Origin of the sequence: Streptomyces sp. NPDC006174 (genome assembly GCF_040614075.1) — a bacterium.
In the GTDB taxonomy this organism is placed as follows: Bacteria; Actinomycetota; Actinomycetes; order Streptomycetales; family Streptomycetaceae; genus Streptomyces.
This window is the reverse complement of sequence record NZ_JBEXTJ010000011.1, coordinates 58081-71679: the sequence shown is the minus strand read 5'-3', so window position 1 is coordinate 71679 and position 13599 is coordinate 58081. Positions and strand designations below refer to the sequence as shown.

Sequence of the window (13599 nt, the reverse complement as noted above, 5' to 3'; positions counted from 1 at the left end):
TAACCGAACCTGATTCCTGCCCCAACCACGCACCCCCAGTGAACGAGGACACGATGAGTGAGCCCGGCGCCCAGCCCGCCACCTCCCCCCTGGACCCCGCACCGCCGGAGGAGTTCGTCGAGGCCGCCCGGCTCGCGCCCGACCACTGGCTCTACCTGACCGACCCCGCCTGGCGCGGCGAGGGCCCGCCGCCGGAGTGGGCCGTCATCGGCCAGTGGCGCTCGGACCACGTGGGCGAGATCGTCGAGTGGGAGGACAACCCGGACTACCGCCCGTCACCGGAGGCGATGGGGTGGCCCGAACCCGCCGACGAGGTGGACCGCGCCGTACAGCTCGCCACCACCGGATACGGCCCCGCCGAGGACGTCACCGCCGCACTGGCCGAGGCCGAGGTCGCGGTACCGGTCACCGCGGACGGGGAACCGGTGAGCGCTTCGGCACCCGACGGCACGGCGGTGGTCCCGGTCTACACCTCCCCGCGCTACCTCCGCGGCCTCGGGCAACTGGCGTCCGTGACGCTGCCGCTCAAGGAGTTGCTCGCCCGCATCCCCGCCGGACACAGCCTCTGCCTCAACAGCTCGGCCCCGGTCAGCATGGTGCTGACGACGGAAGGGCTCGCGGAGGTGCTGGCGGAAGCGGCGGAGGCGACCGCTGCCACGCCCTAGCCGCGATGATTCATGGGAGCGTCCGACCTACCCGGCCTCCCGCCTCGGCCCCTTCGCCTCCGGGACCAACGCCGTCCGCCTCACGAAGGCCGCCGCCGGGATCAGCTGGAACCGGCCGCTGGCATCGACGTGTCCAAGGCGACCGAGACGGCCAGCAGGCCCAGCGCCGTTCCCATCAGGTAGCGCTGCACCGTGAGCCAGGACGGTCGGCGGGCCAGGAAGACGGCGATGGAGCCGGCCGCCAGGACGATGCTCAGGTTGACCGTGAGGGCCACCGCGATCTGGACCGAGCCGAGCACGAACCCCTGGAGCAGCACATGCCCCGAGTCCAGGTCGATGAACTGCGGGATGAGCGACAGGTACATGATGGCGATCTTCGGGTTGAGCAGATTCGTCATCAGGCCCATCGTGAACAGCCTGCGTGGTGAGTCGTGCGGCATGTCCTGCGGAGCGAAGACGGAGACGCCTCCGGGCCTCAGGGCCGTCCAGGCGAGGTAGGCCAGGTACGCCGCGCCGGCCAGCTTCACCGCGATGTACAGCTCCGGCACCGCGACGAAGACCACCGACAGGCCGAGGTTCGTCGCCAGCAGGTAGACCAGGAAGCCCACCGCGACACCGCCGAGCGAGACCACTCCGGCGCGCCGGCCCTGCGTGATGCTCCGGGAGACGAGGTAGATCATGTTCGGGCCGGGCGTGAGCACCATGCCCAGGGCCACCATCGCGACCCCTAGTACGCCGGTCGGTTCGACCATCGCTCCGCGCCGCCTTCTGTTCCGTAGGGCCTCCTGCGCAGCCCTGCACCGTGGCCAGGCGAGTGTAAAGTCAGGCCATTTCTCGGTGCAATAGGAGATATTGAAGTCGGTGCAATGCTGTGCTTGGATGCCGCGAAGTGCATCGAAGAGAGATGCGTACGGGAGGTGCGGTCCGTGACGGACTACCGGAGCGTCGCCGACGCGGTCGGCGAAGAGATCAGAGCAGGCCGGCTCAAGCCAGGTGAACGGCTGCCCACCCAGAGGGAGTTCGCCCGGCAGTACGGCATCGCCAACTCCACCGCCACCCGCGTCTATCAGGAGCTCGCGCGCCGAGGTCTCACCGAAGGCCACGTGGGCCGAGGGACCTTCGTGCGCGACGCCTCAGCGCAGGCGGCCGCCGCGCCCGCGCTCTCCGAACCCGCCGGCAGCCGGGTCGACCTGGAGCTGAACCATCCGGTGGTGCCCGAGCAGGCCGAATTGCTCGCCGCCGGGCTGGAGAAGCTGCTGCGACCCGGCCGGCTGGAGCCGGTCCTGCGTCCGGTCGGTGCGGCTGGTACGCCTGCCGCGCGGGAGGCCGCGGCGGATCTGCTCGTACGAGGTGGCTGGCGTCCCGATCCGGCGCGGATCCTGTTCGCCGGGAGCGGCCGGCAGGCGATCTCGGCGGTCGTCGCCGCGGTGACCCGGCCGGGCGCGCGGCTGGGCGTCGAGGAGTTGACGTACCCGGTGCTCAAGGCGATCGCCACCCGGCTCGGTGTCACCCTCGTGCCGCTCGCCGTGGACGAGGCCGGGCTGATCCCCGAGGCGGTGGAGGAGGCGCACCGGGCCGGGCCGCTGCACGCCGTCTACGTACAGCCCGTCCTGCACAATCCGTTGTCGCTGACCATGCCCGCGGACCGGCTGGACCGGTTGGCCGATGTGCTGCTGACGTGCGGGATCCATGCGATCGAGGACGCCGTCTGGGCCTTCCTCCGGGACGATCTGCCGCCTCTCGCCTCACGGGCGCCGGAGCGGACGGTCCTCGTCGACAGTCTGTCCAAGCGGCTGTCCCCGGGGCTGTCCCTCGGCTTCGCGGTGGCCCCGGCCGCCGTGTCGTCCGGCGTCGCGGCCGCGCTGCGTTCGGGCGGCTGGACGCCCATGGGTTTCCCGCTGGCGGCGATGGGCCGGTGGCAGGTGGACGGGACCGTGGAAACTCTCGTACGGGCCAAGCAGCGCCAGGCCGTTCAGCGGCAGGAGATCGCGCGGCACCACCTCGGCGACTTCGTCACGCGCTCCGCGCCGGAGTCGTACTACCGCTGGTGGGAGCTGCCGCGTCCGTGGCGTGCCGACACCTTCGTCGCCGCCGCCGCGCGCCACGGCATCGCGGTCACTCCCGCCGCCGCGTTCTCCGTCGGCCGCCACGGTGGCTCGCACGCGATCCGCCTCGGCCTCGCCTCACCCACCGAGGAGACCCTCTCCCGAGCCCTCGCGACCCTCGCCGACCTCGCCAGGTCCGCCCCGGACGACCTCGCCCAGGACTGAGACGAGGGACGCCGTCCACCTCGAACCTGTCAGAACGGTTGTCTGCTGCGGGAGTTGACCTCGGCGAGCTGCGCGCTCAGCAGTGGAGGCCGTCGTCGCGCCGGGCGCCTTCTCAGCGGCAGAGCAGCGGCAAGGTGATGAACCCCGACGCAGTGCCGCGGCCAGGTGGAGGGCGGGGTGGCGCAGGCGCTCGGCGCGACGCTCTTCGAGAACGTACAACTGGACGAGCGCGGCGAGGTGACCACGGCCGCGTTCCGCCGCTACCGGCTTCCGCGGTAGGCCGATGTGCCGCGCACCGAGGTGCACTTCGTGGAGACCTCGGACGCGATCGGCCCGCTCGGCGCGAAGTCGATGAGCGAGAGCCCGTTCAACCCGGTCGCTCCGGCCTTCGCCGACGCGCTGCGCGACGCCACGGGCATCAGGTTCACCGAACTGCCGCTGACCCGCGACCGGGTGTGGCAGGCGCTGGACGCGGCCGGAAGGGGATGACGACCGCTTCCGGAGGGCGGTACGCCGACGGGTCGGCCGGGACGCGCGCTCCTGGCAGGTCCGGCGTCGCGAAGCGGGGCGGAAGGTCGGGTGTGAGGAGTGATCGTGCCTGGGCCATGGGTCCCACCTGCCTCGCCGGAGGAGTCCGGACGGGCTCCTACCAGTGATTCGGAGCCGTACGGAAAGGGGATTGGCCGCCTCCGCGCAAGTCTCCCGGCCGGCTACCGCTCCTGCCTTCCGGGCCCGGCCTCCCGACCCGCCTCACCCCACGTCGAGGACCTTGCCCATCAGCCGGGTCAAGGTCCGGCGCTCGGCCGCCGTGAGCGCGCCGAAGGCCCGGTCCAGCAGGTGCGGCACTCCGCTCTCCGCTCCTCCAGGACCGGCCCGGCCTCCGGCGTCAGCGTCACCGCGTAGGCCCGGCGGTCCCGAGGATGACGCTCACGGCGGACGAGACCGGAGTCCTCCAGTCCGTCGATGCACCCCACCATCACGCTGCGGTCGATCCGCAACTGCTCGCTCAGCTCCTGCTGCGAACAGGGCCCCACATCGCTCAGCATCTTCAGCACGAGGTGCTGCGTCATTGTGAGCCGCCGGCCGGCCAACTCCTCGTCGAGCGCGCGGGTCACCAAGGCCGTCGCCCGGCACAGCGCGATGTCGGGCCGCTCCTGCGTCAGCTTGGCGAAGTACCGGTCACGTCCGCCGGCCTCCGGCTCCCGGCTGGAGTGCACAGACTGTTGTGGTCGATGCGTTGAGTGCCTGTCGACCGAAGACGCCGCCTCCGCTCCGCCGCGGCCCTTCCGGAAGGGCGGCGCAGGGTGCCGTTCAAGCCACCTGTACGTTTAGCTTAGGCTTGCCTAACTCTTACTCGCTCGTCCAACCATGAGGAACACCCATGCTCGGCTTCACCCGCGTGCGTCGTCACACCCTCGCCGCTTCGGCCACCGCCGTCGCTCTCGCCGTCGTCCTGGCCGGCTGCTCCTCGGACGGTGACAGCGGCAAGGACGCGGGAAAGAGCGGCGGCGCCTTCCCCGTCTCGATCAAGAGCTCGCTCGGCACCGCGAAGATCGACGAGAAGCCGCAGCGCATCGTCACGCTCGGCCAGGGTTCCGCCGAGACCGCGATAGCCCTCGGCCAGACCCCGGTCGGCATCGAGAGCTACCCGTGGGGCAGCGACAAGTCCGGCTACCTGCCGTGGATCAACGAGGCCGTGAAGAAGTCCGGCGACAAGCCGCCGAAGCAGTTCGCGGGCGGCGAGGAGATCGACTTCGAGGCCATCACCGAGCTGGAGCCGGACGTCATCCTGGCCCCGTGGTCGGGCATCACGCAGAAGCAGTACGACGTCCTCAAGGACATCGCTCCCACGGTCGCCTACCCGGACCAGGCGTGGAGCACCGACTGGGACCAGCAGATCGACATCATCGGCAAGGCGCTCGGCCGGACGAAGGACACCGACGCCCTCAAGACGAAGATCGAGAAGCAGCTCGCCGACGCCGCGGCCACCCGGCCGAACTACAAGGACGTCACCTTCTCCTACATCTACAACTCCGGCCCCGGCACACTCGGCGTCTTCAAGCCGGAGGAGCAGCGCGTCGCGATGGTCTCCTCGCTCGGCCTGAAGGTCGATCCCGTGGTCAACGGCTTCAAGGAGACGCCCGGCACCGACTCGGCCCTCATCGGCCTGGAGAACGCCGAGAAGCTGAAGGACAGCGACCTGGTCTTCACGTTCTACACGGACGCGAAGAACCGCAAGGAGATCGAGGGCCAGAAGCTGTACGGCGCGATCCCCGCGATCAAGAAGGGCGCCGTCGTCGCGAGCAACGACAACTCCTTCGTCACCGCCTCCTCGATCATCAACCCGCTGACCGTGCCGTGGACGATCGAGCGCTACCTGCCGATCATCGACGAGGCCGTCAAGAAGGCCGGCAAGTAACCCCGGCCGGGTATCCGAACCGCCGAAGCCACCAGGCACACTTCACTCCCATGGCAACCACCACGGTCGCACCGCCGAGCGGCGCCGGTACCTCGCGTACCGGCGCCGCTCGGACGGCGTTCCTCCTGCTCGCGGCGGTCGCGGCGCTGGCGGTCGCGCTCTGCGCGAGCGTCATGTTCGGCAGCCGCTCCACCTCGTTCGGCGATGTCCTCGGCGTCCTCGGCAAAACCGCCGACGCCAACGTCACCGCCATCATCGAGAGCCGCTATCCGCGCACCGCACTCGGCGTCCTCGCCGGACTCTGCCTCGCGGTCGCCGGAACGCTCATGCAAGGCGTCTCGCGCAATCCGCTCGCCGAACCGGGCCTCCTCGGCATCAACGCCGGCGCCTCCGCGAGCATCGTGGCCGCGACCGCCTGGTTCGGTGCCTCCGGAGCCACCGACACCATGTGGTGGGCGCTGCCGGGAGCGCTGATCGCCGGAGTGCTCGTCCATGTCATCGGCTCCGCCGGTACGGGGACGAGCGTGGTGCGCCTGGTACTCGCCGGAGCCGTACTCACCGCCGTACTCATGGCGTTCATCCAGGCGGTGACCCTCAGCAAGCCGCAGGTGTTCGACAGCTACCGCTACTGGGTCGTCGGCGCGCTCGGCGGCCGGGACTTCGACGTGTTCTGGTCCGTCCTGCCGTTCGCTGCCGTCGGCTTCCTCCTCGCGCTGGCCCTCGGCCCCGGCCTCAACGCCCTGGCCCTCGGCGACGCGACCGCCGTGGCCCTCGGCTCGCACCCGGCGCGCACCCGGGCCGGCGGGCTGCTCGCGGCCACGCTGCTCAGCGCCGCCGCGACCGCCGCCGTCGGCCCGATCGCCTTCGTCGGCCTCGCCGTACCGCACGTCGTACGGGCCCTGGTCGGTGTCGACTTCCGGGTCCAGATCCTCTTCTCCGCGCTGCTCGGCCCGAGCCTGCTGCTCCTCGCGGACGTGGTCGGCCGGACCGTCATGCGGCCGACCGAACTCATGGTCGGCGTCGTCACCGCGTTCATCGGCGCACCCGCGCTGCTCATCGCCGTACGCAGGATGCGGGGCACGACGTGACCGTCACCGAACCTCTTCGCGCGCCCGCCAAGGCCCCGCGCGGCTACCTCGTCCTTGGCCGCACGGTGGCGCTACCGATGCGCCGCGCCTCCGTCCTCGCCGGCGCCGGGCTCCTCGTCCTCCTCCTCGCCGCCGCCGTGGCCACGCTCACCTGGGGACGCCTCGGCCTCGACCTCGCCGACCTGCCCGCGGCCCTCCTCGGAGACGCGGAAGGCAAGGACCGCTTCGTCTTCAACCGGCTGCGCGGCCCTCGCCTCACCGTCGCCATCGGCGTCGGCGCGGCGCTCGGTCTCTCCGGCGCGCTCTTCCAGTCCGTCACCCGCAACCCGCTCGGCAGCCCGGACGTCATCGGCCTCTCCGCCGGCGCCGGCGCGGGCGCCGCGATCTGCGCGCTGATGTTCCCCGACACCGTGCCGGTCGCCGTCGGCGCGCTCCTCGGCGCGGTCGCCGCGATGGCCCTCGTGTACGTCTCCACCGGCACCGGCTTCCGCAACCCGGCGCGGCTCGTCATCGCCGGTATCGGAGTCGCCGCGATGGGCGCCGCCGTCACGCAGTACGTCGTCTACGCGCTGGAACGCGACAAGGCCTCCGTTCTCACCGCCTACGTCAACGGCAGCCTCACCGCCCGCTCCTGGACCGACGCCACCACCATCTGGCTGGTCCTCCTCGCCGTCGCCCCGCTGACCGCGCTGATCTCCCGGCGGCTCGACATCGGCGAGATGGGCGACGACATCGCCGAGGGACTCGGCTCCGAGCCGAGGAAGGCCAAGACGCTCGCCGTGGTCCTCGCCATCGCGCTCTCGGCGGCCGCCGTCAGCGTCTCCGGACCCATCGCCTTCATCGCCTTGACGGCTCCGCAGATCGCCCGGCGCCTGACCCGCGGATCGGGCCCTCACCTGCTGCTCTCCGGCCTCACCGGCGGCCTGCTGCTGGTGGTCGCCGACCTCTGCGCCCAGCAGTCGCCGCTCTTCGAGGACCTGCCGGTCGGGATCTACACCATGGCCATCGGCGGCGCGTACCTCGGCCATCTGCTGATACGCGAGTGGCGCCGGGGTGTGCTGTGACAGCGCGGCCCTCGCCGCGCCGAGAAGGCGCCGGAGACGGTGACGACTGGTCACGTACAGGTTCGTCGGCCATACTGCCCGCCGTGGAGCAGAGCATAGATTCGAACAAGAAGCCCGAGTTCGCCGCAGGCACCGACCCGGCGTTCATCCCTCTCCCCGGTCTGCCGACGCCCGTCGCGGCCCGGAAGACCGAACCGGAATCGGAGGCCGAACCGGAGACGGCACCGGAGACCGACGACGCGCCCGAGGCAGCCGTGGAGGTTCCGAAGGCCGAGACCGACGCCGAAGGCGAAGCGGAAGCGGCCGAGGACGGTCCGGTCTTCGAGATCAGCGACCGGCGCGGCTCGATCCGGGTGGCCCGGGAAGGCGTCCGGTTCACGCTGGACGACCAGGAGGCCGACTTCGACTGGGCCGAGATCGGCGCGGTGGAGATGCACCCGGCCCGCTTCGGCCGCCGGTTCACCGTGACCGTGCACCTGTCGACCCGGCGCTGGTTCAACGCCGAGGTCGAGGCGGCGAGCCGGACGCAGCTCAAGGAGTGGCCGGCCGAGCTGGACACCGTCCTGGACGCCTACTTCGAGGAGTCCTGACCGGGCTGCCACGCACCGGACACCAATCCCGGGGCGCCGGGTGGTGTGCCGGGGCGGGCGGCGCCGGATGGTGTCCGGGGCCGGGTGGCGTCCGAGGGTGTCCGTAGTCGGGCGGCGCCGGTGCGCGATTCCGTACGGATCGGCGTCGGCCGTCACTCGCCGCGCGCGGAGTCCTTGCGGGCCCGGACGCGCTTCACGACCCACCAGGCCAGCGCCAGCACGGCCAGCCCGAGCACGACCTTGGACAGGATCCCGACGTACGTCCCGACCACGTCCCAGCTGTCGCCGAGCCAGTAACCGGCCAGCACCAGCACGGTGTTCCACACCAGGCTGCCCACGGTCGTCAGCGCGACGAACTTCGGCAGCGGCATGCGCTCCACACCCGCGGGCACCGAGATCAGGCTCCGGAAGACCGGCACCATCCGGCCCAGCAGGACCGCCTTGGTGCCGTGCCGCGCGAACCACTCCTCCGTACGCTCCAGGTCCGACGCCTTGACCAGCGGCAGCTTGGCCCACAGCGCGTGCATCCGCTCCCGCCCGAACACGGCTCCGAGCCCGTACAGCGCCACCGCGCCGACGACCGAGCCGAGCGTCGTCCAGAACAGCGCGGAGGCCAGGCTGAGCACGCCCTGCGCCGCCGCGAACCCGGTCAGCGGCAGGATGACCTCGCTCGGCAGCGGCGGGAACAGGTTCTCCAGAGCGATGGCGAGACCGGCACCCGGCCCGCCGAGCGTTTCGACCAGCCCGGTGGCCCAGCCCGCGATCCCGCCCTGCGGCTCCTCGGCAGCGACTGACAGTGCGAGGTGCATGAAGGCTCTCCGGCGTGGGGGTGTCGGGTGAGTGGAGGGGAGATGACCGCCTCCCGCCGCCCATCCTCTCTCAGGCCTGGTCCGCACAGTCGGCCGGGTCAGGTGACGAGGAGCGTCCGGGCGGGGCCGCGTGCCGCCGCACGGGCGATCGCCGGCGCTGTACGGGGTCGTACGCGGGGTGTACCGGGGTGCGGGGCCGGTCGCCGGGCGGCTGTGCGACGCTTGCGGCGGTCCGGCCACCGCGACCGCGTTCCCGGGAAGCGCGGAGCCCGGCACCGGACGGTGAGGAGACGCACGTGGCCAGGGACGCCCGGTGGGACGCGCTGCTGGAACTGGTCGGCAAGCACGGCAGGGTGGAGGTCGAGGAGGCGGCGGCCGCGCTCGCCGTATCGGCCGCGACCATCCGCCGCGACCTGGACCAGCTCGCCGAACAGCACCTGCTCACCCGCACCCGGGGCGGAGCGGTCGCGCACGGCGTCTCGTACGAGTTGGCGCTCCGCTACAAGACCGGCCGCCACGCTCCGGAGAAGCAGGCCATCGGCCGCGCGGTCTCCGGCCTGGTCGCCGTCGGCGAGGTGGTCGGCCTGACCGGCGGTACGACGGTGACCGAGGTGGCCCGCGCGCTGGCGGTCCGGCCCGACATCGTCGGCGAGACCACGGTGGCGGGCGGACAGCCGACGCTCACCGTCGTGACCAACGCGCTCAACATCGCGAGCGAGCTGGCGATCCGGCCGCAGATCAAGATGGTCGTCACCGGCGGTGTGGCCCGGCCGCAGTCGTACGAACTGACCGGTCCGCTCGCCGTCGGCGTGATGAACGAGATCACGCTCGACGTCGCCGTCCTCGGAGTCAACGCCATCGACCTGGAGCGCGGTGCCTACGTCCACCACGAGGGCGAGGCCAGCGTCAACCGGCTCCTCGCGGAGCGGGCGCAGCGGGTGGTGGTCGCCGCCGACTCCTCGAAGATCGGCAGGCGGGCCTTCGCCCGGGTCTGCGATCTCGGCCTGGTCGACGTGCTGGTCACCGACGCGCACATCACGGCGGAGGCGAAGGACCGGTTCGGTGAGGCGGGCGTCCAGGTCATCACGGTGTGAGGGCCCGGTGCGGTGTGACAGCTCGGTGTGAGTGACTCGATCCGGCCCTTCGCCGTGTCGTTGGTACGCCGAACGGGTGAGGGACGAGAGGATTGGCCGATGAACAGTGAGTGCAGCCGGCGCGCATGCGACCGGCTTGACGACGGGGTGGCCGTGTGAGCAGGTACGACAGATATGACGCCACCGACGAACAGTGGGAGGGGCTCGCCCAGGTCGTACCGCTGCGCGGCCGCGACGAGTGGCCGTCCCGCATCGACCACCGCACGGTTCCGGACGAGCGGGTGGCCGAGCAGCGCCGCCTGGTCGTGCTGCGGGTGCAGGTCTTCGCGGACGCGCGCGAGGTCGCGGAGTACCTGGTCGCCCAGGTGCCGGTGCTGCTCGACCTGACGGCCGCGGAGACGGATGTGGCCAAGCGGATTCTCGACTTCAGCAGTGGCGTGGTCTTCGGGCTCGGCAGCGGGATGCACCGCGTCGACCGGAACGTCTTCCTGCTGGCTCCGGAGGGCATGGAGGTCGAAGGGGTCACTCCGGCGGGGCTCGCGCAGTCGTAGTCCTCCTCTCCGTCCGCTCCTCCTCGTCCCGTCGGGCTCGCCGCCGGACGCCTCTCGTGGGGCGTCCGGGGCGGCGGCGTCCTGCGCGGCGGTGGTAGACCTGGGGCCGTGACTGAACTCGATGTGGCAGAACTCCAGCGGCGGCTGGCCGCGTTCGCGGCGGCTCGGGACTGGGAGCAATACCACACCCCGAAGAACCTGGTGGCCGCGCTCAGCGTCGAGGCCTCCGAACTGGTCGAGATCTTCCAGTGGCTGACGCCCGAACAGTCCGCCCGGATCATGGACGAGCCCGAAGCGGCGCACCGCGTGAGGGACGAGGTGGCCGATGTCCTCGCCTATCTCCTCCAGTTCTGCGAGGTGCTCGGCATCGATCCGCTGGAGGCGCTGGCGGCCAAGATGGACCGGAACGAGCGGCGCTTCCCCGTCCCGAGCCCTCCGGAACACCAGGATCGTCACTCTTCGGAGTGATCGAGTTATCCACAATCGATTTTGTGTCCACAGATTTCCGATTTCCTCTGGCCTTACGGTGCCATTTACCTCACTGTGGGTAATGAATGAGGTGAGCGGTTTTCGTGATGACGGGGGAAACGCATGGAAGCGGAGCGACTCATCGAGACCGGCCGGCGGGCCTTGGCGGAGAGCCGGGGCGCGCTGGAGGTGATGGCGGAGGCCTGGCAGGCGCAGGCCCTCGCGCGGACGGTCGGCAACAGGCTGGCCCTGTTCGGCCCGTTGGAGTTACGGGGCGAGGCGCGGGCCCTCGGTGAGATCGACGGCGGCTGCGCGGCGCCGGACCACCCGGCGGCCCTCGGACGGGGCGCACGCGCGGCTCAGCTCACCGGGATCGCCGATGTGCGGACGGCCTTGACGGGTCTGGCGCTGCTTCTCGGCGAGGCCGGGATCGCGCTGGTCTCGGTGGCCTGCGACACGGGCGAGGACGGGCTCTACTGGCAGTGCATCGAGGCCATGGACGCCGCCGATGAGTCGCTGGACCGCGTGCACGGGCTGCTGAGACGGCTGGCCGAGCGGGAGCGGGAGCGTGATGGCCCCTACGGCGGGATACGCGGCCCCGCTCCCTCGGCGGCGGGGCCCTGAGGAAGAGGAGCTGCCGAAGGGGCAGGATGGGTGCATGGATCTTCGAATCTTCACCGAGCCCCAGCAAGGGGCCGACTACGACACCCTGCTCACCGTCGCCAAGGCTACCGAGGACCTCGGCTTCGACGCCTTCTACCGCTCCGACCACTACCTCCGCATGGGCTCGGGCGACGGCCTGCCCGGCCCGACCGACGCCTGGATCACGCTGGCCGGCCTCGCCCGCGAGACCCGGCGGATCCGGCTCGGCACGCTGATGACGGCAGGCACGTTCCGGCTTCCCGGTGTGCTCGCCATCCAGGTGGCGCAGGTCGACCAGATGTCCGGCGGCCGGGTCGAACTGGGCCTGGGCGCGGGCTGGTTCGAGGAGGAGCACAAGGCATACGGCATCCCGTTCCCGAAGGAGAAGTTCGGCCGGCTGGAGGAGCAACTGGCGATCGTCACCGGCCTGTGGGCGACGGAGGTCGGCAAGACCTTCAGCTACGACGGCACCTATTACCAGCTCACCGACTCGCCCGCGCTGCCGAAGCCGGCCCAGGCCAAGGTGCCCGTCCTGATCGGCGGCCACGGCGCGACCCGCACCCCGCGCCTCGCCGCGCAGTACGCGGACGAGTTCAACATCCCCTTCGCCTCGCTGGAGGACAGCGAGAAGCAGTTCGGCCGGGTCAAGGCCGCGGCGAAGGCGATCGGTCGCGACCCGGACGACCTGGTGTACTCCAACGCGCTGATCGTCTGCACCGGCAAGGACGACGCGGAGGTGGCCCGGCGGGCGGCGGCCATCGGCCGGGACGTGGAGGAGCTCAAAGCCAACGGGCTGGCGGGTTCGCCCGCCGAGGTGGTCGACAAGATCGGCCGGTACGCGGCGATCGGCTCGTCCCGGATCTACCTCCAGGTCCTCGACCTGGACGACCTGGACCACCTGGAGCTGATCTCCTCGCAGATCCAGTCCCAGCTGAACTGACGCCGCGTCCGGCCCCTGGCAGGGGCGGAGAGGAGATGCCATGAGCTCCGGCCGTACGCTCGCCGAAGCGCTGGCGGAAGGGCCCGTCCTGCTGGACGGCGGCCTCTCCAACCAGCTGGAGGCGCAGGGGTGCGACCTCTCCGACGCACTCTGGTCGGCCCGGCTGCTGGCCGACGCGCCGGAGCAGGTCGAGGCCGCCCACCTGGCGTATCTGCGTGCCGGAGCGCAGGTCCTCATCACCGCCAGCTACCAGGCCACGTTCGAAGGGTTCGGGCGCCACGGGATCGGCCCGGAACGGACCGAGGTGCTGCTCGGCCGCAGTGTGGAGCTGGCCCGGCAGGCGGCCGGCGCGGCCCGCCGGGCCGATGCCGGGCGGGAGGTCTGGGTCGCCGCATCGGTCGGTCCGTACGGGGCGATGCTCGCGGACGGCAGTGAGTACCGCGGGCGGTACGGGCTGACCGTCGCGGAGCTGGAGCGCTTCCACCGGCCCCGGGTGGCGGCGCTCGCCGCGGCGGGGCCCGACGTCCTGGCGGTGGAGACGGTGCCGGATCTGGACGAGGCCGAGGCGGTGGTGCGGGTGGCGGAGGAGACCGGGCTGCCTCTCTGGCTCTCGTACAGCGTGGCAGGCGGCCGGACGCGGGCCGGGCAGCCGTTGGCGGAGGCGTTCGCGGTGGCCGCCGGGCGGGAGGCGGTGGTGGCTGTCGGGGTCAACTGCTGCGATCCGGCAGAGGCGGAGGAGGCGGTGCGGCTGGCGGCGGAGGTCACGGGCAAGCCGGCCGTGGTCTACCCGAACAGCGGAGAGGGCTGGGACGCGGAAGGCAGGAGGTGGACCGGACGGTCCACGTTCGACCCGGAGCGGGTGCGGGGCTGGACGGAGGCCGGGGCGCGGCTGGTCGGCGGTTGCTGCCGGGTCGGGCCTGAGCGGATCAAGGAGCTGGCGGCGCTGCTGGAGCGCTGAGCCGGGAAGGCGGCAGCGGGAGCACCGAAAATGCCTGGTGA

15 protein-coding genes and 1 pseudogene are annotated in these 13599 nt (G+C 71.5%); 13 read left to right on the top strand and 3 right to left on the bottom strand.

Annotation, left to right across the window (positions count from 1 at the left end):
• Positions 1-53: 53 nt before the first annotated feature.
• Entirely contained in the window at positions 54-665 is a 612-nt protein-coding gene (locus ABZ267_RS24425) for a type VII secretion system-associated protein (protein ID WP_356749012.1), read from the top strand.
• Positions 666-766: 101 nt separating this feature from the next.
• Here the strand turns inward: ABZ267_RS24425 and ABZ267_RS24420 are convergent, their stop codons facing one another.
• A complete protein-coding gene (locus ABZ267_RS24420) occupies positions 767-1417 on the bottom strand; it encodes a LysE family translocator (RefSeq protein WP_356749010.1) in 651 nt (216 codons plus the stop codon).
• 174 nt (positions 1418-1591) lie between these two features.
• On the opposite strand from ABZ267_RS24420, the gene ABZ267_RS24415 reads away from it, so the two are divergent.
• Positions 1592-2935 (top strand): PLP-dependent aminotransferase family protein, encoded by a 1344-nt coding sequence (locus tag ABZ267_RS24415; RefSeq protein ID WP_356749008.1) that lies wholly within the window; start codon positions 1592-1594, stop codon positions 2933-2935.
• A gap of 150 nt (positions 2936-3085) precedes the next feature.
• Positions 3086-3424 (top strand): annotated as a pseudogene (locus ABZ267_RS24410) (molybdopterin cofactor-binding domain-containing protein); the annotation flags it as partial.
• 296 nt (positions 3425-3720) lie between these two features.
• On the opposite strand, the gene ABZ267_RS24405 reads toward ABZ267_RS24410, so the two are convergent.
• Positions 3721-4152 carry a MarR family transcriptional regulator gene (locus ABZ267_RS24405; protein ID WP_356749006.1) on the bottom strand — a complete coding sequence of 144 codons (432 nt, stop codon included), beginning with the start codon at positions 4150-4152 and terminating at the stop codon, positions 3721-3723.
• 164 nt (positions 4153-4316) lie between these two features.
• Here ABZ267_RS24405 and ABZ267_RS24400 point away from each other — a divergent pair, with 164 nt between their 5' ends.
• The 4 genes from ABZ267_RS24400 (at position 4317) to ABZ267_RS24385 (ending at position 8096) form a co-directional block, all read left to right on the top strand.
• Positions 4317-5354 carry an iron-siderophore ABC transporter substrate-binding protein gene (locus ABZ267_RS24400; RefSeq protein WP_356749004.1) on the top strand — a complete coding sequence of 346 codons (1038 nt, stop codon included), beginning with the start codon at positions 4317-4319 and terminating at the stop codon, positions 5352-5354.
• Between the two features lie 50 nt (positions 5355-5404).
• The gene (locus tag ABZ267_RS24395; RefSeq protein ID WP_356749002.1) at positions 5405-6442 is read left to right on the top strand and encodes an iron chelate uptake ABC transporter family permease subunit; all 1038 of its coding nucleotides are present in this window, start codon (positions 5405-5407) and stop codon (positions 6440-6442) included.
• On the top strand, positions 6439-7506 hold the full coding sequence (locus ABZ267_RS24390) for an iron chelate uptake ABC transporter family permease subunit (protein ID WP_356749001.1): 1068 nt from the start codon (positions 6439-6441) through the stop codon (positions 7504-7506). The genes ABZ267_RS24395 and ABZ267_RS24390 overlap by 4 nt, the downstream gene beginning before the upstream one ends.
• A gap of 83 nt (positions 7507-7589) precedes the next feature.
• Positions 7590-8096 (top strand): hypothetical protein, encoded by a 507-nt coding sequence (locus ABZ267_RS24385; RefSeq protein ID WP_356748999.1) that lies wholly within the window; start codon positions 7590-7592, stop codon positions 8094-8096.
• Positions 8097-8248: 152 nt separating this feature from the next.
• Here ABZ267_RS24385 and ABZ267_RS24380 read toward each other — a convergent pair whose 3' ends face one another.
• Entirely contained in the window at positions 8249-8905 is a 657-nt protein-coding gene (locus tag ABZ267_RS24380; RefSeq protein ID WP_356748997.1) for a DedA family protein, read from the bottom strand.
• Positions 8906-9201: 296 nt separating this feature from the next.
• On the opposite strand from ABZ267_RS24380, the gene ABZ267_RS24375 reads away from it, so the two are divergent.
• From ABZ267_RS24375 to mmuM, 6 genes are all read left to right on the top strand, one after another.
• On the top strand, positions 9202-9999 hold the full coding sequence (locus tag ABZ267_RS24375; protein WP_326703025.1) for a DeoR/GlpR family DNA-binding transcription regulator: 798 nt from the start codon (positions 9202-9204) through the stop codon (positions 9997-9999).
• A 155-nt stretch (positions 10000-10154) separates the two neighbouring features.
• Entirely contained in the window at positions 10155-10550 is a 396-nt protein-coding gene (locus tag ABZ267_RS24370; RefSeq protein WP_356748994.1) for a cell division protein SepF, read from the top strand.
• A gap of 108 nt (positions 10551-10658) precedes the next feature.
• Positions 10659-11018 carry a nucleotide pyrophosphohydrolase gene (locus tag ABZ267_RS24365; protein ID WP_356748993.1) on the top strand — a complete coding sequence of 120 codons (360 nt, stop codon included), beginning with the start codon at positions 10659-10661 and terminating at the stop codon, positions 11016-11018.
• A gap of 123 nt (positions 11019-11141) precedes the next feature.
• Positions 11142-11642 carry a DUF6099 family protein gene (locus ABZ267_RS24360; protein ID WP_356748991.1) on the top strand — a complete coding sequence of 167 codons (501 nt, stop codon included), beginning with the start codon at positions 11142-11144 and terminating at the stop codon, positions 11640-11642.
• A gap of 34 nt (positions 11643-11676) precedes the next feature.
• Entirely contained in the window at positions 11677-12600 is a 924-nt protein-coding gene (locus ABZ267_RS24355) for an LLM class F420-dependent oxidoreductase (RefSeq protein WP_356748990.1), read from the top strand.
• 40 nt (positions 12601-12640) lie between these two features.
• The gene (mmuM, locus tag ABZ267_RS24350) at positions 12641-13558 is read left to right on the top strand and encodes a homocysteine S-methyltransferase (protein WP_356748988.1); all 918 of its coding nucleotides are present in this window, start codon (positions 12641-12643) and stop codon (positions 13556-13558) included.
• The last annotated feature ends 41 nt before the right edge of the window (positions 13559-13599 follow it).

Excerpts from the sequence above, each read along its gene's own strand:
- ABZ267_RS24425 (WP_356749012.1), top strand. The coding sequence starts at position 54 with ATGAGTGAGCCCGGCGCCCAGCCCGCCACCTCCCCCCTGGACCCCGCA.
- ABZ267_RS24420 (WP_356749010.1), bottom strand. The coding sequence starts at position 1,417 with ATGGTCGAACCGACCGGCGTACTAGGGGTCGCGATGGTGGCCCTGGGC.
- ABZ267_RS24400 (WP_356749004.1), top strand. The coding sequence starts at position 4,317 with ATGCTCGGCTTCACCCGCGTGCGTCGTCACACCCTCGCCGCTTCGGCC.
- ABZ267_RS24395 (WP_356749002.1), top strand. The coding sequence starts at position 5,405 with ATGGCAACCACCACGGTCGCACCGCCGAGCGGCGCCGGTACCTCGCGT.
- ABZ267_RS24380 (WP_356748997.1), bottom strand. The coding sequence starts at position 8,905 with ATGCACCTCGCACTGTCAGTCGCTGCCGAGGAGCCGCAGGGCGGGATC.
- ABZ267_RS24360 (WP_356748991.1), top strand. The coding sequence starts at position 11,142 with ATGGAAGCGGAGCGACTCATCGAGACCGGCCGGCGGGCCTTGGCGGAG.
- ABZ267_RS24355 (WP_356748990.1), top strand. The coding sequence starts at position 11,677 with ATGGATCTTCGAATCTTCACCGAGCCCCAGCAAGGGGCCGACTACGAC.
- mmuM (WP_356748988.1), top strand. The coding sequence starts at position 12,641 with ATGAGCTCCGGCCGTACGCTCGCCGAAGCGCTGGCGGAAGGGCCCGTC.